25 protein-coding genes and 1 pseudogene are annotated in these 26,390 nt (G+C 71.3%); 11 read left to right on the top strand and 15 right to left on the bottom strand.

The genetic code is table 11. From position 1 onward, the window contains the following. Nucleotides 1-42: 42 nt before the first annotated feature. Both EV190_RS05780 and EV190_RS05775 read right to left on the bottom strand, forming a co-directional pair. Nucleotides 43-1,365, bottom strand: a complete 1,323-nt coding sequence (locus tag EV190_RS05780) for an aminotransferase-like domain-containing protein (RefSeq protein WP_133740390.1) — start codon at nt 1,363-1,365, stop codon at nt 43-45. A 310-nt stretch (nt 1,366-1,675) separates the two neighbouring features. After that, nucleotides 1,676-2,122 (bottom strand): RNA-binding S4 domain-containing protein, encoded by a 447-nt coding sequence (locus EV190_RS05775; RefSeq protein ID WP_133740389.1) that lies wholly within the window; start codon nt 2,120-2,122, stop codon nt 1,676-1,678. 313 nt (nt 2,123-2,435) lie between these two features. Between EV190_RS05775 and EV190_RS05770 the strand changes: the two genes are divergently transcribed. Then, nucleotides 2,436-5,015, top strand: a complete 2,580-nt coding sequence (locus EV190_RS05770; RefSeq protein WP_133740388.1) for a penicillin acylase family protein — start codon at nt 2,436-2,438, stop codon at nt 5,013-5,015. A gap of 78 nt (nt 5,016-5,093) precedes the next feature. Here the strand turns inward: EV190_RS05770 and EV190_RS05765 are convergent, their stop codons facing one another. Next, a complete protein-coding gene (locus EV190_RS05765; RefSeq protein ID WP_133740387.1) occupies nt 5,094-6,620 on the bottom strand; it encodes a hypothetical protein in 1,527 nt (508 codons plus the stop codon). Between the two features lie 438 nt (nt 6,621-7,058). Beyond that, complete coding sequence (locus tag EV190_RS05760) at nt 7,059-7,751, bottom strand: TetR/AcrR family transcriptional regulator (protein ID WP_133740386.1); 693 nt, start codon at nt 7,749-7,751, stop codon at nt 7,059-7,061. A gap of 140 nt (nt 7,752-7,891) precedes the next feature. Here EV190_RS05760 and EV190_RS05755 point away from each other — a divergent pair, with 140 nt between their 5' ends. Continuing rightward, the gene (locus EV190_RS05755; RefSeq protein WP_133740385.1) at nt 7,892-9,046 is read left to right on the top strand and encodes an acyl-CoA dehydrogenase family protein; all 1,155 of its coding nucleotides are present in this window, start codon (nt 7,892-7,894) and stop codon (nt 9,044-9,046) included. A 376-nt stretch (nt 9,047-9,422) separates the two neighbouring features. Here the strand turns inward: EV190_RS05755 and EV190_RS05750 are convergent, their stop codons facing one another. After that, a complete protein-coding gene (locus EV190_RS05750) occupies nt 9,423-9,980 on the bottom strand; it encodes a TetR family transcriptional regulator (RefSeq protein WP_133740384.1) in 558 nt (185 codons plus the stop codon). Between the two features lie 96 nt (nt 9,981-10,076). Between EV190_RS05750 and EV190_RS05745 the strand changes: the two genes are divergently transcribed. Beyond that, nucleotides 10,077-11,003 carry an oxidoreductase gene (locus tag EV190_RS05745; RefSeq protein ID WP_133740383.1) on the top strand — a complete coding sequence of 309 codons (927 nt, stop codon included), beginning with the start codon at nt 10,077-10,079 and terminating at the stop codon, nt 11,001-11,003. 603 nt (nt 11,004-11,606) lie between these two features. On the opposite strand, the gene fxlM is transcribed toward EV190_RS05745, so the two are convergent. From fxlM to EV190_RS05715, 7 genes are all read right to left on the bottom strand, one after another. Next, nucleotides 11,607-12,833, bottom strand: coding sequence for a methyltransferase, FxLD system (gene fxlM, locus EV190_RS05740; protein ID WP_133740382.1), 1,227 nt, complete (start codon nt 12,831-12,833; stop codon nt 11,607-11,609). Nucleotides 12,834-12,883: 50 nt separating this feature from the next. Beyond that, the gene (locus EV190_RS05735; protein WP_133740381.1) at nt 12,884-13,768 is read right to left on the bottom strand and encodes a phosphotransferase family protein; all 885 of its coding nucleotides are present in this window, start codon (nt 13,766-13,768) and stop codon (nt 12,884-12,886) included. After that, nucleotides 13,765-15,228 carry a helix-turn-helix domain-containing protein gene (locus EV190_RS05730; protein WP_133740380.1) on the bottom strand — a complete coding sequence of 488 codons (1,464 nt, stop codon included), beginning with the start codon at nt 15,226-15,228 and terminating at the stop codon, nt 13,765-13,767. The genes EV190_RS05735 and EV190_RS05730 overlap by 4 nt, the downstream gene beginning before the upstream one ends. Further along, nucleotides 15,225-16,412 carry a methyltransferase domain-containing protein gene (locus EV190_RS05725; protein WP_133740379.1) on the bottom strand — a complete coding sequence of 396 codons (1,188 nt, stop codon included), beginning with the start codon at nt 16,410-16,412 and terminating at the stop codon, nt 15,225-15,227. The genes EV190_RS05730 and EV190_RS05725 overlap by 4 nt, the downstream gene beginning before the upstream one ends. Beyond that, complete coding sequence (locus EV190_RS23300) at nt 16,409-16,549, bottom strand: hypothetical protein (protein WP_166655388.1); 141 nt, start codon at nt 16,547-16,549, stop codon at nt 16,409-16,411. The genes EV190_RS05725 and EV190_RS23300 overlap by 4 nt, the downstream gene beginning before the upstream one ends. Before the next feature lie 152 nt (nt 16,550-16,701). Further along, on the bottom strand, nt 16,702-17,619 hold the full coding sequence (locus EV190_RS05720; RefSeq protein WP_133740378.1) for a phosphotransferase enzyme family protein: 918 nt from the start codon (nt 17,617-17,619) through the stop codon (nt 16,702-16,704). Nucleotides 17,620-17,626: 7 nt separating this feature from the next. Next, the gene (locus tag EV190_RS05715; protein ID WP_208113060.1) at nt 17,627-18,847 is read right to left on the bottom strand and encodes a helix-turn-helix domain-containing protein; all 1,221 of its coding nucleotides are present in this window, start codon (nt 18,845-18,847) and stop codon (nt 17,627-17,629) included. Between the two features lie 279 nt (nt 18,848-19,126). On the opposite strand from EV190_RS05715, the gene EV190_RS05710 reads away from it, so the two are divergent. The 3 genes from EV190_RS05710 to EV190_RS23295 all read left to right on the top strand — a co-directional run bounded on the left by EV190_RS05710 (nt 19,127) and on the right by EV190_RS23295 (nt 20,041). Further along, nucleotides 19,127-19,555: a roadblock/LC7 domain-containing protein gene (locus EV190_RS05710; RefSeq protein WP_133740377.1), complete on the top strand. Its 429-nt coding sequence runs from the start codon at nt 19,127-19,129 to the stop codon at nt 19,553-19,555. 62 nt (nt 19,556-19,617) lie between these two features. Next, nucleotides 19,618-19,893 (top strand): DUF742 domain-containing protein, encoded by a 276-nt coding sequence (locus EV190_RS05705; RefSeq protein ID WP_208113059.1) that lies wholly within the window; start codon nt 19,618-19,620, stop codon nt 19,891-19,893. Next, on the top strand, nt 19,874-20,041 hold the full coding sequence (locus EV190_RS23295) for a hypothetical protein (RefSeq protein WP_166655387.1): 168 nt from the start codon (nt 19,874-19,876) through the stop codon (nt 20,039-20,041). Before EV190_RS05705 ends, EV190_RS23295 begins: the two co-directional genes overlap by 20 nt. On the opposite strand, the pseudogene EV190_RS05700 reads toward EV190_RS23295, so the two are convergent. Next, nucleotides 20,008-20,130, bottom strand: a pseudogene (locus tag EV190_RS05700) (Lsr2 dimerization domain-containing protein); the annotation flags it as partial. The gene EV190_RS23295 and the pseudogene EV190_RS05700 sit on opposite strands and share 34 nt — an antisense overlap. Nucleotides 20,131-20,431: 301 nt before the next feature. Here EV190_RS05700 and EV190_RS05695 point away from each other — a divergent pair. Beyond that, nucleotides 20,432-21,394 (top strand): hypothetical protein, encoded by a 963-nt coding sequence (locus tag EV190_RS05695; RefSeq protein ID WP_133740375.1) that lies wholly within the window; start codon nt 20,432-20,434, stop codon nt 21,392-21,394. Nucleotides 21,395-21,480: 86 nt separating this feature from the next. Here the strand turns inward: EV190_RS05695 and ribD are convergent, their stop codons facing one another. Together ribD and EV190_RS23940 are read right to left on the bottom strand one after the other, a co-directional pair. Next, nucleotides 21,481-22,344 carry a bifunctional diaminohydroxyphosphoribosylaminopyrimidine deaminase/5-amino-6-(5-phosphoribosylamino)uracil reductase RibD gene (gene ribD / locus EV190_RS05690; protein WP_133740374.1) on the bottom strand — a complete coding sequence of 288 codons (864 nt, stop codon included), beginning with the start codon at nt 22,342-22,344 and terminating at the stop codon, nt 21,481-21,483. Between the two features lie 2 nt (nt 22,345-22,346). Further along, a complete protein-coding gene (locus EV190_RS23940) occupies nt 22,347-23,606 on the bottom strand; it encodes a hypothetical protein (protein WP_243742377.1) in 1,260 nt (419 codons plus the stop codon). 173 nt (nt 23,607-23,779) lie between these two features. On the opposite strand from EV190_RS23940, the gene EV190_RS05680 reads away from it, so the two are divergent. Genes EV190_RS05680 through EV190_RS05665 form a run of 4 tightly spaced genes read left to right on the top strand, consistent with a single transcriptional unit; the run spans nt 23,780 to nt 26,370 of the window. Further along, nucleotides 23,780-24,202 (top strand): roadblock/LC7 domain-containing protein, encoded by a 423-nt coding sequence (locus tag EV190_RS05680; protein ID WP_243742376.1) that lies wholly within the window; start codon nt 23,780-23,782, stop codon nt 24,200-24,202. A gap of 59 nt (nt 24,203-24,261) precedes the next feature. Beyond that, on the top strand, nt 24,262-24,546 hold the full coding sequence (locus EV190_RS05675; RefSeq protein WP_166655386.1) for a DUF742 domain-containing protein: 285 nt from the start codon (nt 24,262-24,264) through the stop codon (nt 24,544-24,546). Further along, nucleotides 24,527-25,144: a hypothetical protein gene (locus tag EV190_RS05670; RefSeq protein ID WP_133740371.1), complete on the top strand. Its 618-nt coding sequence runs from the start codon at nt 24,527-24,529 to the stop codon at nt 25,142-25,144. The genes EV190_RS05675 and EV190_RS05670 overlap by 20 nt, the downstream gene beginning before the upstream one ends. Continuing rightward, a complete protein-coding gene (locus tag EV190_RS05665) occupies nt 25,141-26,370 on the top strand; it encodes a styrene monooxygenase/indole monooxygenase family protein (RefSeq protein ID WP_133740370.1) in 1,230 nt (409 codons plus the stop codon). The genes EV190_RS05670 and EV190_RS05665 overlap by 4 nt, the downstream gene beginning before the upstream one ends. Nucleotides 26,371-26,390 lie beyond the last annotated feature (20 nt).

Raw genomic sequence — 26,390 nt, 5'->3', positions numbered from 1 at the left:
CTGTCCTGCTGCTGCGGTCACGACACCCTACGGTCTTTCTCGTCACGGCAGATCCGGGGCTGGGGCGGCGTCGCCCGGGCGCGGCGGGGCGGACGCGCTGCCGAACGTATCACGCAGCGCGATCTCGCTCTCCAGGACACCGACCAGACGACGCACCCCCTCGCGGATCTGCTCGGGGGTGGGATAACAGAACGAGAGCCGCATGTTGCGCCGCCCGTCGCCGCCGGAGTAGAAGCCGGTGCCGGGCACGTACGCCACGCGCTCGTTGACCGCCCGGGGCAGCATGGCCTTGGAGTCCAGGCCCTCGGGCAGCGTGGCCCAGACGAAGAAGCCGCCCTGGGGGCGCGTCCACGAACTGCCCTCGGGCATCAGCGACTCCAGGCTGGACAGCAGGGCGTCGCGGCGCGCCCGGTACATCTCGTTGAAGTCCTTGACCTGCTCCTTCCAGGGCTGGTCGGCCAGGTACCGGCCGACCACCGCCTGGTTGAAGCTGGAGTGGCTGAGCATCGCCGACTCCGCGGCCAGCACCAGCTTGTCGCGCACCGCCGGGGGCGCCAGCGCGTAGCCGATCCGGAAACCCGGAGACAGGATCTTGGAGAAGGAGCCGAGGTAGATGACGTTGCGGGGCGAGTCCGCGCGCAGCGCCCGGACCGGTTCGCCCTCGTAGCGCAGCAGGCCGTACGGGTTGTCCTCCAGGACCAGCAGGTTGAACCGGTCGCAGATCTCCAGGACGCGTTCGCGGCGCCCGGCGGTCAGGGTCACCCCGGCCGGGTTGTTGAAGGTCGGCACGGTGTAGAAGAACTTGACCCGCGCGCCCTCCTTCTCCAGCCGGACGAGCCGCTCCTCGAGCGCCTCGGGGACCACGCCGTCGTCGTCCATCAGGACGTGCTCGATCCGGGCCTGGTGGGCGGCGAAGGTGTTGATGGCGGTGACGTAGGTGGGGCCCTCGGTCAGGACGACGTCGCCGGGGTCGACGAAGATGCGGGTGACCAGGTCCAGGGCCTGCTGGGAGCCGACGGTGACGATCACGTCGTCGGGGTTGGCGTCGATGCCCTCCAGGCCCATGACCTCGCAGATCTGCTGGCGCAGCACGGGGTCGCCCTGGGCGGAGCCGTACTGCAGCGCCGCGCGGCCCTGCTCGACGACGACCCGCCTGGTGATCTCGCCCAGGGCCTCCAGCGGCAGCGCGCTGATGTTGGGCATCCCCCCGGCGAGGGAGACGACCTCCGGGCGGGAGGCGACGGCGAACAGTGCGCGGACCTCCGAGGCCACCATCCCCTGGGCTCGTGCGGCGTAGGAGCCGACGTAGGGGTCGATGCGCGAACCCTGCGGGTTGGGCTGGGACTCTCGGGGATCAACGGACACGATCCACCTCCGCTTGTGAAGGACGCATATGACCCGGGCGAGTCGGCGACGGAGAGGAGGGCCCAGCAGCGCGGAGATCCGGAGAGCGGGTGCTCCTCGGCTGACCGGCGGCGCGGCGCTGCGCCTGTCCCCGTCGTGTCCGACGACCCGGTGATTATCGGCAAGTGTACGCACTCACCTGGTGTTACGTTCACAGTGGCCGGATCCGGCCCTTCTCAAACCCGCCCGATCCCCCGCGAACGTCCAGGTCACGTCGCAGGGGGGCGCCCCCCTGCGGGCCCCGGTCCACGCGCCGTCCCGCGCGCGGGGGTCACAGCGCGTCCCCTCCGTCGCCGCGGAGCCGGTCGAGGCGGCGGCGGTCGCGCTTGGTCGGGCGGCCCGCGCCCCGGGCCCGCCGGGCCACCGGAACGGCCGCCTCGGGCGGCAGGACCGGGGTGTTGTCGACGTAGCAGCGCACCGCGAGCGGCGCGCCCACCCGCTTCTCGATCACGTGGGCGACCTCGATGATCCGGGTGGTCCCGTTGATGTGGGCCCGGACCACGTCCCCGGCGCGCACCGGGGTGGCGGGCTTGGCCGGCTTGTCGTTGACCTTCACGTGCCCGGCCCTGCACACCCCCGCGGCGTCGGCGCGGGTCTTGGTGAGGCGCACCGCCCACAGCCAGCGGTCCACCCGGCCCGAGGGCGGCCCCGGCGGCAGGGGGCGCTCCGGCGCGGCGGCCGGCCCCGCGGCGGCCGGGTCCTGTCCTTGATCACGCACGGTTCAAGTCCCGTCCATCGACTCGATCGGCCCCCGACGCCCCGGGAGCCCCGCTTCGCACTCTAACCCCCCTCTCGGACGGCGGAGGGCGCCCGTCGGCGGACCGGCGGGCGCCCTTGCGGGACGGCGCGCGTCAGCAGACGTCGAGGCTGCTGTTGACGCGGGTGATGTTGCCGAAGGTGACGTCGTCCCCGCACGGGCTCTCCCTGATGGCGGTGTTGGTCACCGTCAGGTTCCGGATGGCGACGTCGGAGTTGCGGAAGCGATACAGAGAACCTGTTCCACCGCGATGCCGGGGCCCTAAGGTCACCCCATGCCTGCTGCCGTCCCCCTCCTCAAGCGATGGACCGCCGGTGTCCTCGCCGTCCTGCTGACCCTCCTCCTGGTCGCCGCCGCGCTCGGCACGTGGACCGTGCGGCGGTCCTTCCCCGTAACCGAGGGAGCCCTGGAGCTGCCCGCCCTGAGCGCCCCCGCCACCGTGCACCGCGACGCCCACGGCATCCCGCACGTGTACGCCGACACCCCCGAGGACCTGTTCACCGCCCAGGGCTACGTGCACGCCCAGGACCGCTTCTGGGCCATGGACTTCAACCGGCACCTCACCGCGGGGCGGCTCGCCGAGCTGTTCGGCCCCGACCAGGTCGCCACGGACGCGTACCTGCGCACGATGGGCTGGCGGCGGGTCGCCGAGGCCGAGTACGACCTGCTGGACCAGGACACCCGCGACTACCTGGACGCCTACGCCGACGGCGTCAACGCCTACCTGGACGGCCGGTCCGGCCCCCGGGCGAGCCTCGAGTACGCGGTGCTGGGGCTGACCAACGGCGACTACGAGATCGAGCCCTGGACCGCCGCCGACAGCCTGGCCTGGCTCAAGGCGATGGCCTGGGACCTGGCCGGGAACATGGCCGAGGAGATCGACCGGGCCTCCCTGCTGGCCCGCGGACTGTCCCGCGAGCAGGTCGAGGAGCTGTACCCGGCCTACCCGGAGGAGCTGCACGAGCCCATCGTCCCCGACGGCCGGATCAGCGACGGGACGTTCACCGCCGGCCCGGCCGGCGGGGAGGAGCCCGCCGACGAGGCCAACCCCCCGGCTCCCCCGCCCACCGACGCCGACGCCGCCCGGGCGGTGGCCGACCTCGGCGCCGACCTGTCCGCGCTGCCCGAGGTCCTGGGGCCCACGTCACCGGAGCTGGGCTCGAACTCCTGGGTGGTCTCCGGCGAGCACACCGACTCGGGGCTCCCGCTGCTGGCCAACGACCCGCACCTGGGCGCGGCCATGCCCTCGGTGTGGCACCAGATGGGGCTGCACTGCACCTCCGTCGGCCGGGCGTGCCCGTTCGACGTCACCGGCTTCACCTTCCCCGGCCTGCCCGCCGTGGTGATCGGCGCCAACGACACGGTCGCCTGGGGCTTCACCAACCTGGGCCCCGACGTCGTCGACCTGTACCTGGAGAAGGTCGAGGGCGACTCGGTGGTCGTGGACGGCGAGCCCCGGCCGCTGGAGTCCCGGACCGAGACCATCGGGGTCGCGGGCGGCGAGGACGTGGAGATCACCGTGCGCGGCTCCGGGCACGGCCCCCTGCTGTCGGACCCCGAGCTGGGCGCGCAGCTGCGCGCGCTCGGTGAGAAGGCCCCGGTGGACCCCGGGGGCGCCTACACCGACACCTGGCAGGAGGGCTCCTACGCCGTCGCGATCAGCTGGACGGCGCTGCGGCCCGGCCGCACCGCCGACGCGCTCTTCATGCTGAACCGGGCCCGCGACTTCGACGAGTTCCGCGCGGCGGCCGCGGCCTTCGAGGTCCCCGCGCAGAACCTCGTCTACGCGGACACCTCCGGCAACATCGGCTACCAGGCGCCGGGGCGCATCCCGGTGCGCGGCGAGGGCGACGGCCGCTGGCCCGCGCCGGGCTGGGACTCCGACTACGACTGGCAGGGGTATCTGCCCTTCGAGGAGCTGCCGAGCGTGCTCAACCCCGGGTCGGGGGTCGTCGTCACCGCCAACCAGGCGGTCGTCGGCGCGGACTACCCGCACCTGCTCACCACCGACTGGGACCACGGGTACCGCTCGCAGCGGATCAACGACCTGCTGGACGCCTCGATCGCCGAAGGCGGGCTGACGGTGGCCGACATGTCCGCGATCCAGATGGACAACGAGAACTCCGGGGCGCGCGCCGTCGTGCCGCACCTGCTCGGCGCCGAGGTCTCGGGCACGGCCGCCCGGGCGCGGGAGCTGCTGGCGGACTGGGACTTCCAGCAGGACGCCGACTCGGCCCCGGCCGCCTTCTACAACTCCGTCTACCGGCACCTGGTCCCGCTGGTCTTCGACGAGCTGGGCGAGGACCCCGCGATCGGCGCCTCCCGGGGCTGGGTGCTGCTGTCGGGCCTGCTGGAGGAGCCGGACTCGCCGTGGTGGCGCGGCGAGCGCACGGGCACCCGCGAGGAGGCGCTGGCGGTGGCCATGGAGCAGGCCGTCGAGGAGCTGACCGTGCTGACCGGCGAGGAGGACCCCGAGGACTGGCGCTGGGGGGCGCTGCACTCCCTGACCGCGCGCAACGCCTCCTTCGGCACGTCGGGCATCGCTCCGGTGGAGCGGCTGTTCAACCGCGGCCCGGTGGAGGCCGGCGGCGGTTCCAGCGTCGTCAACGCCACCGGCTGGGACGCGGCGGACGGCTACGCCGTCACCACGGTTCCGTCGATGCGCATGGTGGTGGACCTGGCCGACCAGGACGCCTCCCGGTGGGTCAACCTCACCGGGGCCTCCGGGCACGCCTTCCACCCCAACTACGCCGACCAGATGGAGCTGTGGGCGAACGGGGGGACCACCCCGATGCGCCTGTCCCGCGAGTCGGTGGAGTCCGACGCGGAGCACACCCTGATCCTGCGTCCCTGACCGCCCCGGCGGCGGCCCCGTGGCCCGGCGCCCTCTCCCCGGTCGCCGGGCCACGGGGCCCGTCGGGGCCGACCGGGGTCAGGCGGGGTCGTCGGACGGCAGGAGGGCCCCGGCGAACACGCTGTTCAGCGTGGCCTGGCCCGCCTCGGGCCCGGTGGGCTCGGGGACCGGCGCGGCGTCCTCGGCGGGCGGGGCGTCGTCGCCGCTCGCCCCGGCCGCCGGGCCCCCGCGCGCGGCCAGGACCCGCCGGGTCCCGGCGTCGCCCTCCCACGCCGCGAACACCCGGTCCAGCCAGTCCTTCTTCTGCTCCACCGAGCGGAGCGCGCGCGTGGCGCCGTCCTCGTCGAGGACCGTGGGGAAGTACAGGAGGGTCCGGGCGATCTCGGCGACGCCGAGGCCGCTCCTGCGGGCGCGGTAGGCGTCGAACGCCCGGCGCGCCATCCGGTCGCTCCTCAGGTCGCGGGCGAGGGGGGCGCGCAGCACCTCGACCTCGGCCTCGGTCAGCGCCCGGGGGTCCAGGCGCCATCCCGTCGCGGTGGCGGGGTCCAGGCCGCGGTCGGCCAGCAGCCGCCGGGCCCCGGTGTCGCCCTCCCAGCCGGCGATCACCCGGTCCAGCCACTCGCTCCGGCTCGCCACCGAGCGGAGCGTCCGCGTGGCGCCGTCCTCGTCCAGGACCTTGACCTGGTAGGCGAGCGTCCTGACGATGTCGACGACGCTCCCGCCGCCGTGGTAGGCGGCGTAGGACCCGAACGCCCGGCGCGCCAGCCGGTCGCTCCTCAGGTCGCGGGCGAGGGGGGCGCGCAGCACCTCGACCTCGGCGTCGCTCGGCGGGCGCGGGGCGGCGGGAGCGGGGGACTCGTCGGAGGCGGTGCGCGAAGGAGCGGTCCCGTCCGCGCCGGTCGGACGGTCGGCCGCTCCCGGGGCCTTCGGGCCGGTGTCGGGGGCGGGGTCCGCGGTGGCGTCGGGGGGCCCGGCCGCCTCCGCATCCGGGGCGGCGTCCGGCGCGTCGTTCCGGTGGTTGAGGAGGGGGCCGCCGCACAGCAGGAGGGCCTCCTCCCCCGCCACCGGAACGGCGCGCGCGGCCAGCAGCCGCCGGATTCCGGCGTCGCCCTCCCACATCGCGAACACCCGGCCCAGCCACTCGCCCTTGCTCTCCGCCGACGCGAGCGTCCGCGTGATCCCGGCGGCGTCGACGACCCTGGGCCGGTAGGCGAGCGCCCTGGCGATGTCGGCGACGCCGAGGCCGCCGCGGTGGACGCGGTAGGCGTCGAACGCCCTCCGCGTCACCCGGTCGCTCCTCAGGTCGTGGGCGAGGTGACCGCGCAGCATCCGGACCTCGGCCGCGCTCAGCGAGGCCGGATCGGTGGGAGGCGCGTCGGCGTCGACGTCATCGGCGGTTTCGGCGGTGTCCGCGTCGGGAGCCGGTTTGGAGAGGACGTCGACACCGAGCGTCGCGCCGGCGAACAGGTCGCCGAAGTAGGCGGGGAGTCCGGCGAAGGGATCGACCCCCTTGTCGCCGCTCTCTCCCACAGAGGCCAGAAGCGCCTCGATGTCGAAGACGGCGGCCTGACCAGAGGGGGCGTCCAGTGTCTGCGTGTTCCGCATGGGCGGGGGGTTTCCTTTCTGTCGACCCGGACGAGTTCGGGTGCCCTGTGCCGGTGTCCGCGCTGCTCAGTGAGCCCGCGCCGGCAGTGAAGGGGCTTCGTGGCCCGGCCGGGCCCCATTGCCACAACCAAGCCAACAAAAAGACAACTGAAACCAATCAGAAAAACTATAAACCCCTCATTGGTGTCTGGCGGATGAACCTCGGACGCGCTCCGGCATTGGGATCACACTCACACTCCCCAATAACGACACATCGGAGGAAAGCACACGGACATCCCATGTTTCCACCAATAAGAAATAGCGCCCGGTCGTTCAGGAATGCGTTTTCCGAAGCAGGCCCCGACACTTCGCGCACCTTCGCCCGGACGGCCCGGCGCCCCCTGCCCGAAGGGACGCCGACCGGTCAGCAGACCACCGGACGAGCGGGCCCGGGACGACTCAGGGAGCGCCCCCCAGCGCCGCGCGCACCCGGGCCAGGACCTCCTCCCCCGAGGCCCCGGCCGGGTACACCGCCACCAGGACCTCCCCGCCGCCCGCCGGGACCGGTCCTCCCGAGCCGCCCGGCGGTGCGGCGCGCCCGGCCACCACGAACTCCAGCGCCTCCTCCAGGCGCGCGGCGGGCGAGGGGCCGCCCTCCCCGGGGTCGCGCAGCCAGGCGCGCAGCACGTGGTTGTGCGCGGCGATGACCGCCGCCGCCAGCACCTCGGCCGCGAGCAGCCGCCGGGGGTCGCCGTACCCGCGCGACAGGTGCTGGGTGAACAGCGCCTGGTAGCGGGCCGTCATCGCGAGCTCCCGGTCGCGCAGCGCGGCGTGGGCGCGCACCAGCCGGTAGCGCCGCAGCGCCACCTCGGGGCGGCTCGTGTAGGCGCGCAGCACGGCGTGCGCGGCCGCGCGCACCGCCGCGACCGGGTCCCCGTGCGAGGCGTCCAGCAGCGCGCGCACCGACTCCACCAGCTCCTCCTGGTCGGCGAAGACCACGTCGTCCTTGGAGCCGAAGCGGCGGAACAGGGTGCTGCGGCTGACCCCGGCCGCCACCGCGACGTCGTCCATCGTGGTGGCCTCGAAACCCCGCTCGTCGAACAGCCGCAGCGCCGCGGCCACGACCCCGCGGGAACCCGCGCGCTCGGTCATGTGCTCCTCGTTTCCACGCCCGCGTCCCGACGGGGCGACGCTCATTGTCCCGCGATCCCGCGCGACACTCGGATTGAGACTCCGTTCCTTTTCCTGATACGCAGTGTCATACTCGGAATGTCGCCACGCAAGGAGATCCCATGAGCGCCTTCGACCTCTACCGCCCGTCCGAGGAGCACGACGCGATCCGCGAAGCGGTGCGCGCCGTCGCCGAGGACAAGATCGCCCCGCACGCCGCGGCCGTCGACGAGACCGCGCGGTTCCCGCAGGCGGCCTACGACGCGCTGCGCGCGAGCGACTTCCACGCCCCGCACGTGTCCGAGGCCTACGGCGGCGCGGGCGCGGACGCGCTGGCCACCTGCGTCGTCATCGAGGAGGTCGCCCGGGTGTGCGCCTCGTCCTCGCTCATCCCCGCGGTGAACAAGCTCGGCTCGATGCCGCTGATCCTGGCGGGCTCCGAGGACGTCAAGCAGCGCTACCTCACCCCGCTGGCCGCCGGCGAGGCGATGTTCTCCTACGGCCTGTCCGAGCGCGAGGCGGGTTCGGACACCGCGAGCATGCGCACCCGCGCGGTCGCCGACGGCGACGACTGGATCCTGTCGGGCCAGAAGTCCTGGATCACCAACGCCGGGGTGTCCCAGTACTACACGGTGATGGCCGTGACCGACCCCGACGGCCCGCGCGGTCGCAACATCAGCGCCTTCGTGGTGCACGCCGACGACCCGGGCTTCTCCCTGGGCGAACCGGAGCGGAAGCTCGGCATCAAGGGCTCGCCGACGCGCGAGCTGGTCTTCGACAACGTCCGCCTCCCGGGCGACCGCCTGGTCGGCGAGGTCGGCTCCGGCCTGCGGACCGCGCTGCGCACCCTGGACCACACCCGCGTCACGATCGGCGCCCAGGCCGTGGGCATCGCCCAGGGCGCGCTCGACTACGCGCTCGGCTACGTCAAGGAGCGCAAGCAGTTCGGCAAGGCCGTCGCCGACTTCCAGGGCATCCAGTTCATGCTCGCCGACATGGCCATGAAGCTGGAGTCTGCCCGCCAGATGGTCTACGTCGCCGCCGCCAAGTCCGAACGCGGCGACGCCGACCTCCCCTTCTTCGGCGCCGCGGCCAAGTGCCTGGCCTCGGACGTGGCCATGGACATCACCACCGACGCCGTCCAGCTCCTGGGCGGCTACGGCTACACCCGCGACTACCCGGTGGAGCGCATGATGCGCGATGCCAAGATCACCCAGATCTACGAGGGCACCAACCAGATCCAGCGCCTGGTGATGGCCCGCCAGCTCCTGAAGTAGCCGGTACTCGCCGAAACCCTGAAAACCCGGTACGGAACAGGTACGCAGCCTGCCGCGGTCATCCGCTGGGACGGGATGCCGCCCGTTCCTTCGCCGGCCGGGGTGCCGATCGGCACCCCGGCCGGCGGGAGCCGCCCGCCGGCATCCGGTCGCGCCTGTACGCGGGCGGCGTGGGTGCCGGCTGTTCGAGTCCGGAGCCCGGTGAAGGCCCGCCCGTCGCCATCGCGCCCGTCGCCATCGCGCTCGGCGACGGCGCGTGGCCCCGCTTCGGTCACGGCCGGTGCGCCGGCGCGTCCGGGCGGGCCTGGTCTGCGATCTGGCAGGCGGTCAGCCCTGCCACCGGGCCGCCGTGATGTGGCCGGCCCCGAGGGAGCTCCTACGGGGTGACCAGGCGGCGTACGGCGTCAGTGATGACGGAGCGTCGCTGTGCGTCGGTGACGAGGTGGCCGACGTCCTCGCCCTGGTGCTGCCACATGTTGGCCAGCGCCAGCACCAGGGCGAGGACCTCGCCGGCCGGCTTGTCGGATCTGACGGTGCCGCTCCGCTGCGCCGCCTCGATGGCCGTGATCTTTTCGTCCATGGAGCGGGCGACGACCTCGGGGACCGGCCGTTCGGCGCGTTCGAGCGCATACCACGCGAGGAACCGCATGACCTGCGGGTGCCGTGCCGCGGTGTCGTGCAGGCGTCCGGCGTATTCGGGCAGGTCGTCGGCGTCGATGGGCACGGCGTCCACCGTCTGCTCGACGATCGCTTCGTAGACCGCCTCGAACAGGCCCTCCTTGCCGGCGAAGAACGAGTACACGAGGCCGGGGCTGATGCCGGCGCGTTTGGCGAGCCGGTCCACCCGGGCGCCGGCCACGCCGTACTCGGCGAACTCGGCCAGGGCCGCTTCCATCAACTGCTGCCGCTTGCGGTCGGGATCACGCGTTGCCATGCCTCCATCCTCGCTTAATGAACGTTCATTTGACAATCCGGGATCGCGCGAGCATGCTGAACGCGTTAAATGAACATTCATTTAAGAAGGTGTGTGATGACCGCGCAGCACTGGACTCCCGCCGACATTCCGTCGCTCGACGGCCGGACCGCTCTGATCACCGGCGCCAACAGCGGCATCGGCTACCGCACCGCCCGGGTCCTGGCCCAGCACGGTGCCCGCGTCCTGCTCGCCGGGCGCCGTCCGGATGCGATGGCCGAAGCCGCCGCCCGCCTCCGTGCCGACGTGCCCAGCGCGCGCCCGGAGACCGTGGAGCTCGACCTCGGCGACCTGGCCGCGATCCGCGACGCGGCGGCCCCGCTCGCCGCTGGAGAGACGATCGACATCCTCATCAACAACGCCGGCGTCATGGATGTCCCCGAACGGCGCACTACCCGTGACGGCCTCGAACTGACCGTCGGCACGAACCACCTCGGCCACTTCGCACTGACCGCCCATCTGATGCCCGCCCTGACGCGTTCGGTGGCCGCGCGGATCGTCACGGTCAGCGCCATCGCCGCCACCTGGCGCTCAGGCGACCTCGCCGATCTGATGAGCGAACAGCGCTACCGCCCGATGGGCGCGTACGCGAAGTCCAAGCGCGCCAATATCGTCTTCACCCAGGAACTCGCCCGCCGCCTTGACGGCAGCGCGCACCGCGCCCTGGCCGTGCATCCGGGTTCGGCCGTCACCAACCTGCAGCGCCACACGTCCGCCGGGCGGACGGGGCGGCTGTTCGTCGCCCTGGCCGCGCGCACCCTGATGGGTTCGGCCGAGGGTGCCGCCTGGCCCTCCCTGTATGGCGCGACCCACACCGCGGCCGCCAGCGGCGCCTTCCTCGGTCCCGCCGGACGGGACCAGACCTCCGGGACCCCCAAGCCGACACCCCTGCCCGCCGGGGCCGACAGCCCTGAGCTGGGTTCCCGGCTGTGGCGTGAGAGCGAACGGCTGACCGGGGTCACGTTCCCGGCCCCGCGGACCTGACCCCCGCGCGGGACTGTACGGAGCCTCCGGCGCGGGGTGGTCCGGGCTCTGTCGGGTCGGGGTCCGATCGGGGTCTGTCACGGCGGGCGGCGACGGCGGGCGCCGGTCGGGGCCGCGCCCACGACGTCCGTTGCGCAGGGGTCTCGTCGACGGCCTTGAGCGTTCTGCCCGCTTCGGGGCCGGGAAGGGCGGAACGCCCGGGATCATTCCGGGCGGGGGCGGAACCGGCCATCGAGGCCACGCGGGCTTTCCGCGCCCAAGGCGCTGATCCGCGCGATCGGCATGCGCGGCCCTCATCGCTTCGCCCCGGACCGACTGTCCACACCAGCTGGTCTTCGTGGGGACACGGTCGCTCGTTTCCAAGCCCTGTTCCACTCCGCGCAGCCCGCTGTGCCCGCCGTGCGGGTTCATCCCCACTCAGGCCGCCGGGTCCGGCGAACCGCAGACGCACGCCTGGTGCCGGCCCGTGGACCTGCTCGCCGAAACCGACGAGCACGCCGCCCCGCACACCAGCACCCTCGCCCGGACCATCGACCGGGCCCGTCCCGCCCCGGGGGCGGGCGCGCTGAGCCCCGGCTTCTTCGCGAACCGGTGCGGGCCTCTTCAGTCCTGCGGAGGCCAGGAGAGGACGACGCGGCTGTGCTTCTTGTCGACGACCCGCCCGCCGGGCAGCCGGTCATCGGGGGTGTGGGCCGGGTGGACACTGACGCGCGGGCCGGGGCCGCCGCGCCGTTCCCGGTCCCAGGCGCGCACCTGCCCGGCCACCGCCTCGGCCAGCGCGGGGCCGCCGGGGCCGAGCGCGTGGACGCCGAACTCGACCGACGCGTCGTCGGGCGTGCGGCGCGTGGTGACGTAGGCGAAGCCGTCCCCGTCGACGGTGGCGAGCGAGAACCACTTGTTGGCGGGGGTCACCGGGCCGGTGTCGAGGTCGGGGTCCACGGCCATGACGCAGAAGCCCGGCAGCACCGTGGCCAGGTGCGTCTGGAGCGTGTCGAACGGCTCTTGGCGGCCCACCGTCACGCCCGTCCACGCCTCGGCCCGGGGGGTGCGCACCGCGTTGTCCAGCAGGCCCGGGTCGGCGGGCAGCCCGTCGTCGAAGCGCAGGGCGATCGCGTTCGTCCCGTTGACCAGCAGCAGCTGCTCCTGGTGGGCTCCCGCGCCCTGCATGGGCACGAAGCCGCAGACCAGTGCCGAGGTGCTGGTCAGGTGGTCGCCGGTTCGCTCGAACGCGACCGAGCGGGTCAGGCCCCGCATCCGCAGCGGCACGACGAGCCGCCCGTCCTCGGCCAGTTGCGCGGTCCAGGCCGCGGGGACGTCCCACGCTCCGACGGTGACCAGGATCCGGTCGTAGGGCGCGTGCGCGGGCACGCCGTTCTCGGCGTCGGCGCGCACGACCCGCACCCGAGCATAGCCGGTGGCGGCGAGCAGGCGGGTGGCGCGGGCCGTGACCTCGGGGTCGATGTCGACGGTGGTCACCTCGCCCGAGCCGCCGACCAGTTCGGCGATCAGCGCCGCGTTGCAGCCCCCGGACCCGATCTCCAGCACCCGCATGCCGGGCGCGATCCCGGCCTGCTCCAGCATCATCGCCTGGATCTGGGGCGCGGACACCGAGCTCACCGTGGCCCCGTGCTCGTCGGTCTTGGTGAACACGGCGTTGTAGGGGTGGTAGGCCTCCTCCAGGCTCGCCTCCGGGGCGAACAGGTGCCGGGGAACCGTGCGCATCGCGGCCTCGACGCGCGCGGAGACGATCGTGCCGTCTGCGACGAGGTCATCGACGACCCGGTTCCGCAGCCGCGCCGCGCGCTCGGAGTCAACGGTTGTTTCGGTCACGGGACGGCTCTTTCCTGCCAGAAGTCGGGAGAACGTCGTTTTCACGGCGGTCAGGACGATGGAGTCCACGTCCAGGGACGGGGGGCCTGTCCGCCTCTCAGGGAATCGAGGCGCAGCTTCGCCTCGGTGTCCATTACGGGATCGCCGGAGGCGTGCTGGGCGAAGTACAAGGTCATCCGGAGTTCTCGGACATCGCGCATGACCTCGAAGCCGTCCCAGGCCGTGACGTCGTAGCCGTAGACCTCCACAAACCGCTCGTAGTCCGGGGCGGAGACCCAGCCGAAGCTGGTGTGCTTGATCGCGGTGGACACCAGGTCCCATTCGGGCCGTCCCAGCGAGCAGCGTTCCAGGTCCATCAGCCGGGCTTCGCCGTCTTCGGTCCTGGCGATGTTGCCGACCCAGGCGTCGCCGTGCACGACGCGTTCCGGCAGTCCTTGGGGAAGACCGCGCCAGGCGGCTCTCAACTGGTCGAGGTGGCCGCGCAGCCACGCGCGGTCGTTCTCGGCCAGGGTGGTGGCGTCGTCGATGCGCTGGTCCAGGCGCACGAACGGGTCCAGGCGCCCCAGGTTCAGGTCTGCGGGTGGGGTGAGCGCGTGCAGCGCGCTGATCAGGACGGCGGCGTCGGTGACCGTGCCGGGGCCGTGGGGCGGGAGTTCCTCCCACCAGGTGACGGCGCGCCCGCACACGAAGGCGGGCTGGTCGATGGCGAGGGCGCGCACCGCCGGGACCCCCTGGTCGGCGAGCCAGCGCGCGACGGCGACCTCGCGGGCCGCCGCGGCGTCTTGTCCTAGCCGTGAGATCCGGGCGACCACCTTGCCGGGAAGGCGCAGCACGGCGTTCTCCCCGATCCTCACCACCTCCGCTCCCGCGGTGGCCACGCCCGCGCGGCGGCCCGCCTCGGCCAGAATCCGGTCGTACGGTTCGGGAATCGTCATGACGCGGCCACCAGCGTCTTGATCCGGGTGTCAAGAGCCTCGACCCCTGCGGCGTCGGGCGTGCGCGCGGCGATGGCGCGGAGTTGACGCAGGTCGTCTTGGGCACGGCGTGAACGCACCCGGCTCATGTCCTCCAAGGCGCGAGTGGCGGTGGCGACGCCGTATTCGATATCGCGGTCATGCATTTGGAGGGACGCGAGCTTGATGCCCGAGATGGCGCGTGAGCGCGCGTAAGTGTCGCGGTGCCCGTCAACAGCCTCTTGGAGGCGGCTCTTGGCCGAGGCTGTCGAGTACAGGCCAACGGTGGCCAGATCCCACAGGGCGTGCCCTGTGTCGCCCGCGTGCTGGGCGGCGTCGTAGTAGCCCATCCACTCGGGAACCGCGGCATCCGACTGCGTGGTGAACGCGGAATCGGCTGCGTCAACCGCTGCCAGCGTCTCCTTCGGCATTCCCAGCTTGGCGAAGCCCCGGGCTCGCGCGGTGTGCAGCATCGCTTTTTCCCGTGCCGAGAGCCGGTCCGAGCGGACCAGGGCCAGGTCGGCGTAGGTGATTCCGGTATCGGGGTCGCCGCACCAGATCGCTTGCCTGGATCGGTGGGAGTAGACCTTGGCGCGCAGATGCCAGTCTCCCGCCTCCTCGGCGCATTCGGTGGCGAATGCGAACAGGATTCGGGCGTCGTCGTGCGCGTAGGCGTCGAAGGCCATGAACCCGGCGACCATGAACAGCTGGGCCACCGCCGCGAAGGCGTCGGCGCGCAGCGCTCCAGGGCAAGGGGTGTTGAGAAGTTCGGCGGCCCAACGCAGTTGTCCGCCGACAGCGGCGCGGGCGGCCGTACCTCCGTAGGTGTGGTCCCAACCGGAGAACACCGCGGCGGCGTCTCGGATCTGGCCGATATCAGCGGCGCGGATCTGGTCGACACCCTGGTTCTGGGAAAAGAAAGAGGTCAGCGACATCAGGGGGGAGACGGCCAAGCCCGCACCCGCGGTCTTGAGGAATTCTCGACGTTGCACATCCTCAAGGATGCGCGACTCGCGGTTCTGAGCGCTATGTGGTGGGTCTCCTGTCATGCTGCCCGTGCCAACAGCGTGTTGGAGGAAAGTAGCCGTCGGAAGTGCCTGTCTCGTGTACGGGGAGCTATCCGGGACGGGCTCGGGCCAGGGTGCGCCGAGTCCTTCGAGGGCGCGCTGCTTCTTGGTGGCCGAGCGCAGGGTGCGCTGCCCGGACTCCATCTGCGAGACCATCCCCTGCGACAGGCCGGTCATCCGGGCGATGGCGTCCTGGCTCAGGTCGGTGCGCGCCCGCAGCAGCCGGACGATCCGCGTCACGTCCCGGGATTCCAGCGCCGCCTCGGCCTCGGGACGCCGCCAGAAATCCGAGGGGATGCACTGGCAACCACCGGTTCGGACGCGGCCGCAGTTACCGCACAGCACGGTGTCCTTCCCCTCATCGGACGGGTTCACGGCCGGGAACCCCCGGACACCTCGATGGCCTTGGCCGGGTCATCGACCCAGAGCAGGTGTTGGCCGTCCGGGGTGACGGTGAGGCCGAGCCGGTCCCGTCCGGGGCGTCCCGCCGCCTCCCATGTCCGCCGGGCGGCGCCGATCTCGGCCCACAGGTCCCGGGGCCCGGCCGTCTTCGCCTCGTAGGGGCCGCCGTCGGGCGTGTACTCGCCCAGGGCCCAGGAGCCCGCCCGGTCGTACACGTACACCGACGCCTCCCCGGCGGCCGCGTGCTCGTGCGCGTCGGCCTCGAAACCGGCGTAGGCCAGACCGGGCACCAGATGTCCGAGCGCCACGCCCCATCCGGGAGCCCGGTCGGCCACCACTCTCGGGTTGACGCCGGTCCTCCCGGTTCGCACACCGGGGGCGTTCTCGTCGACGTAGGCGTGCCACGGGTCGGCGCCGCGCCGCTGGGCGCGCAGCCACATGAAGGGCGCGTCCGCGAGCATCCGCCCGGACGCGGTACCGTCCTGGGCGGTGTGGAGCCGGAGCAGGGCCGCGGAGGTGAAGCCCGGCCCCCACGGGGTGACGATGACGCCGCCGGGCCGGGTCTGGGCGAGCCACGAGGCGGGGACGCGCTTGGCGGCGACGGTGGCCAGGACCCGGTCGAAGGGGCCGCCCTCCACCGCCCGGGCGCCGTCCCCGGTGACCAGGGTGGGTTCGTAGCCCAGGGCGCGCAGGTTCTCGCGGGCCCGGGCGGCCACGTCCTCGTCGAGTTCGACCGAGACGACGTTCCGGTCGCCGAGGCGCTCGCACAGCAGCGCCGTGTTGTATCCGGTCCCCGTGCCGATCTCCAGGACTCTGTGGCCCCGGGTGGTGTCGAGGGCCTGGAGCATGGCCACGGCGAGCGACGGCTGGCTGATGCTGCTGGTGGGAACCCGCCCGAGGCCGCCCGCCCCCGCCGGTGCGCCGTCGTCGACCTGGGTGACCAGTGCGTAGTCCTCGTCGATCCATTCCCGGTAGCGGGGGTCGTCGCGGGTGACGGGTTCCTCCCATCCGGGATGCTCGGTGGAGGGGGCCCAAACGGTGTCGGGGATGAACGCCGCGCGGTCCACCGCGAGGACCGCGCGGTGCCAGGCCGGGTCCTGGACCACGCCGCGCGCGGTGAGCCGCCGCGCGATCGCCGCGCCGGGCCGGACGGTCATCCTCCGGGCCTCTGGCCGTCGCCGCCCTGCTCGGGGAACGGCTCGCCGCTGCCGTGGCCGCTGCCGGGTTTCTGGCCGTCGCGGTCGCTGCCGGGGTTGGTGTCGGTGGGTTTGTCCGGGTTTCCGTGACCGCCCATTCGCTCTCCTCGGGTGCGGGAAGGGCATCGCCGCCCCGACGGTAGCCCGGTGGGCGCCGCCGTGTCAGCCGGTTCGGCGGATCGTGGCCGCGACCGGGGAGCACCGTGCGCGGGACGCCGCTCCGCGCCGCCCGGGTTCTAATCACTATGGATCAGCGGTAGGTGTTCCAGCGGGTCCTGGTGTCACTCTGGCGCAGGCTCCGGTAGCGGGGCTCCCACTGGGCGCGGAGGCCGGGGTTGCTGTCCAGTTGGGGCAGGACGCTGGTGACCAGGACCAGCTCGCGAACCCGGCGCAGGACGTCGAACCCGGGCCAGGCGGTGACGTCGGCGCCGTAGGCCGCGGCGAGCGGGGTGTGGTGGTCGACGGGGTAGTTCATGCGCAGCCGTCCCACGGCCACGGGGGTGAGGTCCCATTCGCGGGGGCCGTGGGAGACTCCGTCGAAGTCGCACAGGACGGGGCCGTCGGGGCCGGGGACGAGGTTGCCCGGGAACGGGTCCCCGTGGATGGGGCCGGGCTCCAGTCTGTAGTCCAGCGCCCGGACCGCGGTCTCGGTCTCGGCGCAGCGCTCCAGCAGCCACTCCCGGTCGTCCGGACCGATGCCGCGGGCGTCGTCGATGCGTGTGCGGATCCGGGTGAAGGGATCCCAGCGCGGCAGTTCGAAGCCCGGTTCGGGCAGGGCGTGGAACCGGCGCAGGATCCGGCCGAGGTCGGCCCCGGTGGGAGCGGGGCCGGTGGCGGGGACCTCCTCCCAGAGCGTGGCGGCGTGACCGGCGGCGTGGACGGGCTGGGTGATGCCGGGCAGCAGCCGGACCGTGGGCATGTCGTGTTCGGCCAGCCAGGCCGCGACGTTCACGACCTTGGTGATACTGGTGCTGATCGCCCGTGATCCGGCGATGCGCACCACCACCGGCGCGGAGGCGAGCCGGAGCGCGGCGTTGTTGGTGAACTTGATCAGCCGCGCGCCAGCGGGATCGAGTCCGGCCTGGGCGCATACGGCGTCCAGGACCGCGGGGAGGGTGGCGAGGGAGAGGCTGCCGCCGGTCGGCGTGGGGGTGGTGGAGGTGCTCATCCGGACCTCAGCACGACCGGTCCGTGGTTTTCCGTTCCCCGGGGTCTGGGAGTGAGGCGAACAGTTCTTCGACCTCGGGCACGTCGCGGAAGCGTGTCAGATGCCGCAGAACAACACGCGAGCGCTGCGCGGTGCGGTCGCTGGCCGTGTCGGCGGATACGGCCAGCATGCGCGTGGTGACCTCGGCGGCCTGCTCGGGTTCGTTGGCGTCGGTCAGTGCCACGGCGAGCCACGACAGGTAGAGCGCGAACTCGCGGGCGTGGGTGGTGTCGTAGCGCCCCAGAACGGTTGAGAGCAGGGGAACGGCGCGCAGGGGGCGGTGCAGTTCGGTGTAGACCCGGGCGTCCATCACCTCCAGTTCGTCGTCTGAGACCCAGTATGCCCAGGTCGGAGCTTCGTCGGCGGCGACCTGGACCAGGGTGTCGTGTGCCTCGCCCAGAGCGCGGACCGCGGCTTGCTGGTCACCGTTTCGGGTGTGGGCCCAGGCGACGCGGTCGAGGAACAGTGCGCGTGTTTTCGGGTGCGCGTGCGAGCCTGCTTCGTCGAGCGCGGCCAGCGCCAGTCGCAGTCCTTCGCGCTCGCGGCCGGTGTTGGTCCACTGGTAGGCCAGGCTTCCCGCGAGGTGCCCGGCAAGGGCGGAGTCCCCGGCCTCCCGGGCCGCGCTCAGGCCGAGCCGGTAAACCTGTTCCGCTTCGGAGTGCTGTCCGGCGTCGCTGAGTATCCATCCGGTGATCTGTGAGAACTCGCCGATAGCGACCAAGAGCGCGTTTCCCACACGGTCCGTGTAGACGCTGCCCCGGTGAAGCGCCACGGCGGCTTCCAGTTCACGCCGTGCAGGGCCGATCAGGTCGCCTCCAGCGAGGAAGTCGTCAGCCAGACGCAAGGCATGCACACGCGATGCCAGAGTGTCGGCTACGGCTGTGCCGACACGCCTGCCGCCACGTGACGACAGCGGCTTCGGCAGCTCGTCCGGTGGTAGTTCGGGAGCTGGGATAAACACGCCACTGCGGTTTTCCTTCGGTGCTTCCGGGGTTTTGTCCGGTCGTTCGACGGCAGGTTCCGGTGCGCCGAGTCCTTCGAGGGCGCGCTGCTTCTTGGTGGCCGAGCGCAGGGAGCGTTGCCCGGACTCCATCTGCGAGAGCATCCCCTGCGACAGGTCGGTCATTCGGGCGATGGCGTCCTGGCTCAGGTCGGTGTGCGCCCGCAGCAGCCGAACGACGCGCGTCACATCCCGGGACTCCAGTGCCGCCGCGACCTCCGGTCTCCGCCAGAACCCCGAGGGAATACACCGGCACCCGGCGACACCTCCGCGCTCACGGCCACAATTCCCGCAGACCAGGACAACCACCGCCTCTTCATTGCAGCAATATCGCAATTCATTGCAGATCACTATCGGCTTCTAATGGGATCCTATTCCCTCTTCTCCGAGACTCGTTTCCATGAATTACCGGTATCGGTGCGCCTGGTCGCACACAGAGTCCGCGTCCTCTCCCGGACTGGAGTGGTGATGGGCACCGTATCCACTCCCGAGGATTTCGTCTGGCTGGTCGGCGACTTCGCCTCCGAGGTTTCGGGGGTCGAGCACGCGGTCGTGGTGTCGGCGGACGGGCTACTACTCACCTCTTCGCGCGGTTTCCCCGTCGAGCACGCCGAGCAGCTGGCGGCGATCGTCAGCGGGCTGCAGTCCCTGGCCAAGGGAGCGGCCTGGCTGTTCGGCAAGGGCGAGAGCGAGGAGCTGCTGCTGCGGATGCGGCGCGGCCACCTGGTGGTGACGGCGATCGGTGAGGGTTCCTCACTGGCGGTTCTGACCGCGCCGGGCGCCGACATGAAGGTGGTGGCCTACCAGATGGCCGTGCTGGTCGAGGGCGCCGGGCACGCGCTCACCCCGCGGCTGCGCCAGCAGCTGCGGACGGTTCCCCCGAGACCGGTGTCGTGACGCCCGCATCGGCCCCGCGTCCGACCGAGCCCTCGCCGCCGCGCCCGCGATGGTCGAGGACGGTGTTCGCGCACAGCCTCCTCAGCGCCGCTGACCCGAACCGATCCGCCGCCGGCCTTCCCGACGCGGTGGTGGCGGTGTACGAAGCGGTGCGGTGCGCGCCGCGTCCGGTCGCGGTGGCCGAGATCGCCGCGCGCCAACGGCTGCCCCTCGGCGTCGCCGTGGTCCTGGCCTCCGAACTCGCCGGTCCCGGTCTGCTGCGGGTGTCGGCCCGCCCGGTCCTCCCGTACCCCCCTGAGGTCGTGGAAGGGGTCCTTGATGGCCTTCGACGTCTTTGACCCCGCTCCCGCGGAGCCGCTGCTGGTCAAGCTGGTCGTGCTGGGCGAGTCCGGGGCGGGGGTGTCCTCGTTCCTCGGGTCCTTCTGCGACTTCCCTCCGGTGGTCAACGCCGAAGCGGCGTTGTCGCCGCTGAGGTCGATCTCGTAGACGGAGCCGTCGACCCCGAACGGGACCGCCTCCTCGGCCTGCCCGCCGTTGAGGTCGTCAACAAGAGGAACGCGGACTTTCTGCACCATGGCTTCTTTCTCCTTCAATCGGAATAGAACTGGCTTCCACCAGTCGCCAACATACAGCGAACCGGAATGGCGTGCACGCACCGGCAATCCACCGCCGGGATATCGGTGAGACTCCTCCACGTTTTCCAGAGGCCTGACCCGTCAGCGCACACCCATGCGTCCGGGCCCTTCTTCATGGGGGGAGAAAAGACCATGGCTAATGCCTCTTTCCCCGGCCACTAGAATGGTGGAGAATCCCACTCCTTCGAGACGCCGCCGACCACGAAGAACGCGTCCCCTCGACCCCGAAGGGCCAGAGCAGGTGCCCGAGAGACCCATCCACGCCGCCACCCGCGCCCTGGTGAAAGCCGGCTTCGCAGGAGACGGCTCCCTGTTCACGCCCGAACGCGCGGTGTGGACCGCCGCCGTCGCCGACGATCTGCGCCTCCGGTTCGTCGATCCTCCGCGGCTGGAGAAGGAGTCCTTCACCGAAACGGTGGAGCGCAAGCTGCACGGCGCTCCCACGGAGACCGTCCAGCTTCTCGGCGAACTGCTTTTCCTGCACCTTCTCGCGCCCAGCAACGTGGGCGCCCCGGCCAAGAAGGCCCTGCTGTCGCGTGTCCTCGCGGCCGCGGCCGAACCGATCCCGGTCCCCTCGGGCCTGGACAGCGCGCTCGGTGACGGGTTCGCGAACGTCGGCCGCGCCTACGTCGCCTACCGGGACCGCCAGATCGGCTGGCTCGTCCGCCTGGTGCAGGCGTGGAAGGCCCTCCCTCCGGACAGCCGCCGCCAGGCCCTGGACGACCCGTGGACGTTCCGCGGCATCGTGGACTCGATTCCCGTCATGACGGCGTACAGCCAGCGCAACGCCCTCCTGCACCTGACGTTCCCCGCCGTGTTCGAGGCGATCGTGTCGCGGACCCACAAGCAGCAGATCGTCGACGCCTTCGCCGACGAGCCGACCGAGCGCAGCGGGGACGTGGACCGCGACCTGCTGGCCCTGCGCCACCACCTGGAGGCCGCGCGCGGCGGCCCCGTGGACTTCTACCACGGCGACCTCACCGCGCGGTGGCGCCCGGTCAAGGAGCAGCTGCCCGGCTATGCCCCTGACCTCAACCCGGTCGAGGGGGTGTGGTCGGTGATGCGCGGCGGCCTGGCCAACCTGGTACCCGGAGGTATCGACCAGCTCGCCGCGCTGATCCGCGCCCGACTCAAACCCATGCAGTACCGCCCCGGAGTACTCGAGGGGTGTCTGGCTGGGACCGGTCTGTTCCTGGATCCGTAACCCCACGAATTAAATCTCAGCAGCGGGTTTCGAAGATCACGGGCGAGCGAAGCTGGTAGCGGTACGCGCTTCTGCGCCCGTTCGGTTCAACTCAAAGCGGCCTCGATGATGACCGCGTCTGCTTCACGCGTGATGCCGCTGATAGCAAAGCCATCCGGAAGGATTTCCCACTTACCGTCGCTTTTTCCATGGCCTTCAGCAGTGAGCCGAGCGGTAATTTGATTGATCAGGCTCCGCTGAAGAAACGGTCCGGCGAGCTCGTACCCTCCGTGAAGCTGGACGGTGCGGACTCCACCGTCGAACAATGCGCGCAGAGTGGCGAAAGGATCGGCAGGATCGTGACGGTCAGGGATGTTGAGGATACCGACCCCGTGACTGTCCGGAACAGCTTCAGCGATACGGCCATCGGCAAAGATAACCGCGTCCGCGTGAGTACGGATACGAGAAAAATCAGAAGCGGCAACCCCGTTGGGACCGAAAGTGTAGGCCCACCACACGTTCGGATGACGGGTGTTCAGAGTTTCCATCCAGGGCCCCAGGACCAGTCTGGTTTCGTCCGCGAGAACCCCGACTTCGACGTCGAGGCCGGCGGTACGTAGGAGTGCTGCACCGCCTTCACCCCGGGATGTGGGATCGATCAGGGAGATGACAACGCGGGCAATGCGGGCATCGATGAGGGCTTGACGGCAGGGTGGGGTGCGGCCGTGATGGTTGCACGGTTCCAGAGTCACGATTGCGGTCCCCCCTCGTGCGCGGACTCCTGCTTGGGCGAGGGCCAAGGCTTCTGCGTGGGCTTCGCCCTTGCGATGGTGATAGCCCTCCCCTACCGGCTTTCCAGTGACATCGAGAATCAGGCATCCCACAGGCGGATTGGGGCTGGTAGTACCCAGACCATGGGCTGAAAGCGCGATAGCGCGTCTCATCGCGGCCTGTTCGGTGGGGTTGGCCATGATCAATTCTCTCCTGCCGCATCAAGTTCGTTGAGAAGCCTCTTCACCACAGGCAGAGCTTGGTGCCGACGAAGAGGAGCAGCGATAGCGGCAAGGTCATTGACCGCTCTGCCGGTCCCGGTGGCATGGGCGATCGCCAAAGCCTCGCGGGCTAAAACAGCAGCGTGTTCGGGCTCTTCAAGGAAGGTGTAGGCGGCAGCACAGCGAGCGAGCGCGACACCTCGGTCGCGTTGGTAGACGACTGGCATGCGGGGAATGACGTGGTCATAGATAGCGACGGCGCGCTGAGGAAGCCCCAAAACGGTCCAGGCACGGGCGCGCTCGAGTTCGATGTAGCTGAGCGTGCAGAAACTGCCGTGACCGTTGCGGGCATCGCCGTAGAGGTCTGGGTCCACCGCCCATTCCAAAGCCTGATCGAAGAGGCGGTGTGCGCCTTGTTCATCCCCAATGCGCGCGAAACCAGCGGCCTGCTGCTGGACGATAGCCGAACGCATTGGCCTGGGTAGTGCGTCGCGGTTGCGTTGAGCTGTCTCAGCCAGAGCGATGCTGTTGCCAGGCTCTTCGGCCTGTTGGCTCTTCCGAAAGAACGCCCAGGCCAGCATGGCTTGGTCATCAGCTTCGTAAGCCCATTGAACAGCACGGTCGGTCCAGGCATGGGCTTTAACGACATCGCCGGAGTCCTCATACAGCCAGGAGGCTGATTCGGCGTAGCGTGCTGCCAGAGACAGCAGTCCTTTGCGCAGGGCCGTTCCGAAGGACGCCAGATTCAGGAGTTCTTCAATGATTCGGATCTGGTCGCAGACTCCTCGTAGAGCTGCTCGCGGGCCGAGCAGATTGTCGGTCTTGACCAGGTGATGCCACTGCTGACCCAGGTGTCGCAGGAGTTCGGATTCGTACATCTGTCCCGCAAGCTCCACTGCAGCGACTTCTGGATGACCAGGCTGCCCAGCGATAGAACTACTGGCAGTGGCGGCTTCCCATGGACGAGGGAGTAGACCGAGGAAGTGCCCGGGGATCCGCATTCCGTCAGCAATCTGGATGATCTTGTCGTAAGTGGTAATTCCTCCTTTCCCTCGGGCCAGGGTTCCCACCCGTTCGGGTTTGATATCGCAAGACTCGGCAATCTTGCTGTAGCTGATACCGCCCCATTTGCGGGTGAGGTAGAAGAGACGACCGAAGTCCTTACGCGCTAGGGCCTGCTGGACATCCAAGCGCTGCAAGACATGAGTCGGGAGTGCGGCAGGAGGAACATAGTCGCTCATCGCTTGTCTCGCAGACATCCTCGACGGTTGCACATGAATTGCCATCAGCGGCTCTACCCATGATGGGTACCCCTCGTACGGGCAAGCACTGCGCACAGCCGCTTCGCAACGATTACAGCATGCACAGAACACACCAGGGTCCCCCCACCTCAAGCGGCGCCAAACCATTACAGGTGTTCACTCCCGAGGATTTCGCATGGCTGGTCGGCAACTTCGCCTCCGAGGTTTCGGGGGTCGAGCACGCGGTCGTGGTGTCCGCGGACGGGCTACTACTCACCTCTTCGCGCGGTTTCCCCGTCGAGCACGCCGAGCAGCTGGCGGCGGTCGTCAGCGGGCTGCAGTCCCTGGCCAAGGGGGCGGCCTGGCTGTTCGGCAAGGGCGAGAGCGAGGAGCTGCTGCTGCGGATGCGGCGCGGCCACCTGGTGGTGACGGCGATCGGTGAGGGTTCCTCACTGGCGGTTCTGACCGCGCCGGACGCCGACATGAAGGTGGTGGCCTACCAGATGGCCGTGCTGGTCGAGGGCGCCGGGCACGCGCTCACCCCGCGGCTGCGCCAGCAGCTGCGGAACGGCCGGCGGGAGGTCGCGGTCCGATGACCCGTGTTTCCTTCCGTCCTGAAGCCGGCGCGCCTCGGCGCGGGTCGTGTCCGCGAGTAATGGTGCAGGCCCACACCCTGGTGCGGGTGGCCGACGCTTCGGTGGCACCGTCAGATCCGGTGGTCGTGGCGCTGCCTGACGGGGCCGGAGCCGTGTATGGAGTATGCCTGGAAGCGCAGCAGCCGTTGCTGCTGGTGGAGGTCGCGGCCCGGTTGCAGATCCCCCGGGGCGCGGCGCTGGTTCTGGTCACCGGCCTGGTGGAGCAGGGGCTGCTGCGTGCGGGCACCGGTGTGCCCACGCGGATCATGTTGGAAGGGGTTCTCGATGCCCTCGCCGGTCTTTGACGGTTCGCTGACCTCGGTGAAGGTGCTGGTGACGGGTGCGCCGGGGGCCGGAAAGTCCACGCTGGTGGCCGCCCTGTCGGATTCCCCTCCGCTGCTGGTGGCCGACCTGGTGTACTCCGCGGACGGCCTGGCTGAGATGTCGGTCTCGTCCTGGCCCGGGGCGTTCGCCGCGGGGGCGGTGGTGATGAACGTCGGGCGCCGCATCCTGCCCGACGGTCTGGTGCTGGCGCTGGTGGGCGCGCCGTCCGCGCCGTGGACCGACCCGATGTGGGACGAGGCGCTGCGCGATGCTGCGGCGGCAATCGTGCTGGCGCACCCGCGCGAGGTCGCAGCGGCCTACGAGCACATCGCGCTGCTGGAGGAGCGGGGCGTCCCGTTCGTGGTCGCCGTGTCCATGGTGGCCGGCATTCCGCTGCCGTCCTCGTCCGCGGTTCGGGAGCTGTTGGAGCTGGCGTCCGCAGTCCCGGTCATACTCTGCGACCTGCGACTGCGCGCCTCGGGGGTGGGGCTGCTGCGCGATGCCCTGCGCGTCGCCCGAGACCGGCTTCCGGCCCTGCCCCCTGCGATGGATGACGGTCACGAAGGAGGCCGGTCATGACCAGGATGTTGATCGTCGGGTCGGGCCAGTCCGGGCTGATGCTGGCCGCCGGGCTGCTGGGCCGGGGCGTGGCGGTGGACGTGTTCACCCGCGACTCCACCGCCGAGCTGCGCGCGCGTCCGCCCGCCCTGACCCAGCTCACCTTTCCCGCGGTCCTGGCCGCCGAGCGGGACGCGCACCTGGACTTCTGGTCCGCGAGCGCCCCGGGGTTCACGTCGATCCGGCTCACCATGGGCCCCGACAACGCGCCGCCGTCGTCGTTCACCGGCCGTCTGCCGGCCCCCGGGTACGCGGTCGACCACCGGCTCAAGACCGCGGACTGGCTCGAGCACTTCGAGGACCAGGGCGGGAGCGTGCACGTCAAAACGGTCACGCTGTCGGACCTGGAGTGGTTCGCCCGGCGGGGCATGTACGACGTGGTGGTGCTCGCCGGAGGCAGCCGGAGCGAACTCGGCGTCCTGTTCGAGAACGACGCCTCCCGTTCGGGCGGCGCCACCGCCCGGGTCGTCTCCCAGGTCTACCTCGACGGCGTCGTCCCCGGCGGCGCCGACATGGAAGTGGCCACCACTCCGCACGGCGAGGTCGTCGCGGTTCCGGTGCTGACTCCGGACGGGCCCGCCACGAGCGTGCAGGTCTTCGCCCGCCCCGGCGGGCCGCTGGACCCAGGCCTGCTCGACCCCGCCGGTCCGGGGCCGCGCCGCCGCGCCGACCCGACCCCCCAGGTCGGGGCGTTCACCGCCGGCGCGCTGCGGCGGTGCGCCCCGGCGCTGGCCGAGCGGTGCGCCGGGGCCGAGGCCGTGGACCACTCGGCGCTCGTGGTCCGCGTGGATCCGGCGGTGCGCCGCCCGGTCGCGATGGTCGGCGGCACCCCGGTGCTGGGAATCGGTGACCTGGTGCTGACCGTGGACCCCGCCTCGGGGCAGGGCGCGGCCGCCTCCACGCTGGTCGCGGCGACCGTGCGCGAGTGGCTCCTGGACCGCGCCGCCGCGGGAGGGCTCCTGTCCGACGCCGCGTTCCTGACCGGCGCCTACGAGGCGTACTGGCGGGCGCACGGCCGCTACACCAGCGACTTCTCCCGCATGGTCACCGAGTTCTGGGCCGGCACCCTGCCCGAGACCGTGCTGGCGACGTTCGCCCAGGCCTCGACCGACCCGGCCGTCGCCGACGAGTGGGTGTCCTCCTTCGATCACCCCGCCGCGTTCTCCGACTGGTTCCTCACCACCTGACCTCCTCGCCGTCTCCGCTC

This window comes from Actinorugispora endophytica, from assembly GCF_004363075.1.
Classification (GTDB): Bacteria; Actinomycetota; Actinomycetes; order Streptosporangiales; family Streptosporangiaceae; genus Actinorugispora; species Actinorugispora endophytica.
The sequence above is the reverse complement of the archived record's forward strand: the minus strand, read 5'-3'. Positions and strand labels throughout refer to the sequence as shown.

Bases quoted from the DNA above. Each gene is read 5' to 3' on its own strand.
- EV190_RS05770 (WP_133740388.1), top strand. From the start codon at position 2,436: ATGCCTGCTGCCGTCCCCCTCCTCAAGCGATGGACCGCCGGTGTCCTC.
- EV190_RS05765 (WP_133740387.1), bottom strand. From the start codon at position 6,620: ATGCGGAACACGCAGACACTGGACGCCCCCTCTGGTCAGGCCGCCGTC.
- EV190_RS05760 (WP_133740386.1), bottom strand. From the start codon at position 7,751: ATGACCGAGCGCGCGGGTTCCCGCGGGGTCGTGGCCGCGGCGCTGCGG.
- EV190_RS05755 (WP_133740385.1), top strand. From the start codon at position 7,892: ATGAGCGCCTTCGACCTCTACCGCCCGTCCGAGGAGCACGACGCGATC.
- EV190_RS05750 (WP_133740384.1), bottom strand. From the start codon at position 9,980: ATGGCAACGCGTGATCCCGACCGCAAGCGGCAGCAGTTGATGGAAGCG.
- EV190_RS05745 (WP_133740383.1), top strand. From the start codon at position 10,077: ATGACCGCGCAGCACTGGACTCCCGCCGACATTCCGTCGCTCGACGGC.
- EV190_RS05735 (WP_133740381.1), bottom strand. From the start codon at position 13,768: ATGACGATTCCCGAACCGTACGACCGGATTCTGGCCGAGGCGGGCCGC.
- EV190_RS05725 (WP_133740379.1), bottom strand. From the start codon at position 16,412: ATGACCGTCCGGCCCGGCGCGGCGATCGCGCGGCGGCTCACCGCGCGC.
- EV190_RS23300 (WP_166655388.1), bottom strand. From the start codon at position 16,549: ATGGGCGGTCACGGAAACCCGGACAAACCCACCGACACCAACCCCGGC.
- EV190_RS05720 (WP_133740378.1), bottom strand. From the start codon at position 17,619: ATGAGCACCTCCACCACCCCCACGCCGACCGGCGGCAGCCTCTCCCTC.
- EV190_RS05710 (WP_133740377.1), top strand. From the start codon at position 19,127: ATGGGCACCGTATCCACTCCCGAGGATTTCGTCTGGCTGGTCGGCGAC.
- EV190_RS23295 (WP_166655387.1), top strand. From the start codon at position 19,874: ATGGCCTTCGACGTCTTTGACCCCGCTCCCGCGGAGCCGCTGCTGGTC.
- ribD (WP_133740374.1), bottom strand. From the start codon at position 22,344: ATGGCCAACCCCACCGAACAGGCCGCGATGAGACGCGCTATCGCGCTT.
- EV190_RS23940 (WP_243742377.1), bottom strand. From the start codon at position 23,606: ATGAGCGACTATGTTCCTCCTGCCGCACTCCCGACTCATGTCTTGCAG.
- EV190_RS05675 (WP_166655386.1), top strand. From the start codon at position 24,262: ATGGTGCAGGCCCACACCCTGGTGCGGGTGGCCGACGCTTCGGTGGCA.
- EV190_RS05670 (WP_133740371.1), top strand. From the start codon at position 24,527: ATGCCCTCGCCGGTCTTTGACGGTTCGCTGACCTCGGTGAAGGTGCTG.
- EV190_RS05665 (WP_133740370.1), top strand. From the start codon at position 25,141: ATGACCAGGATGTTGATCGTCGGGTCGGGCCAGTCCGGGCTGATGCTG.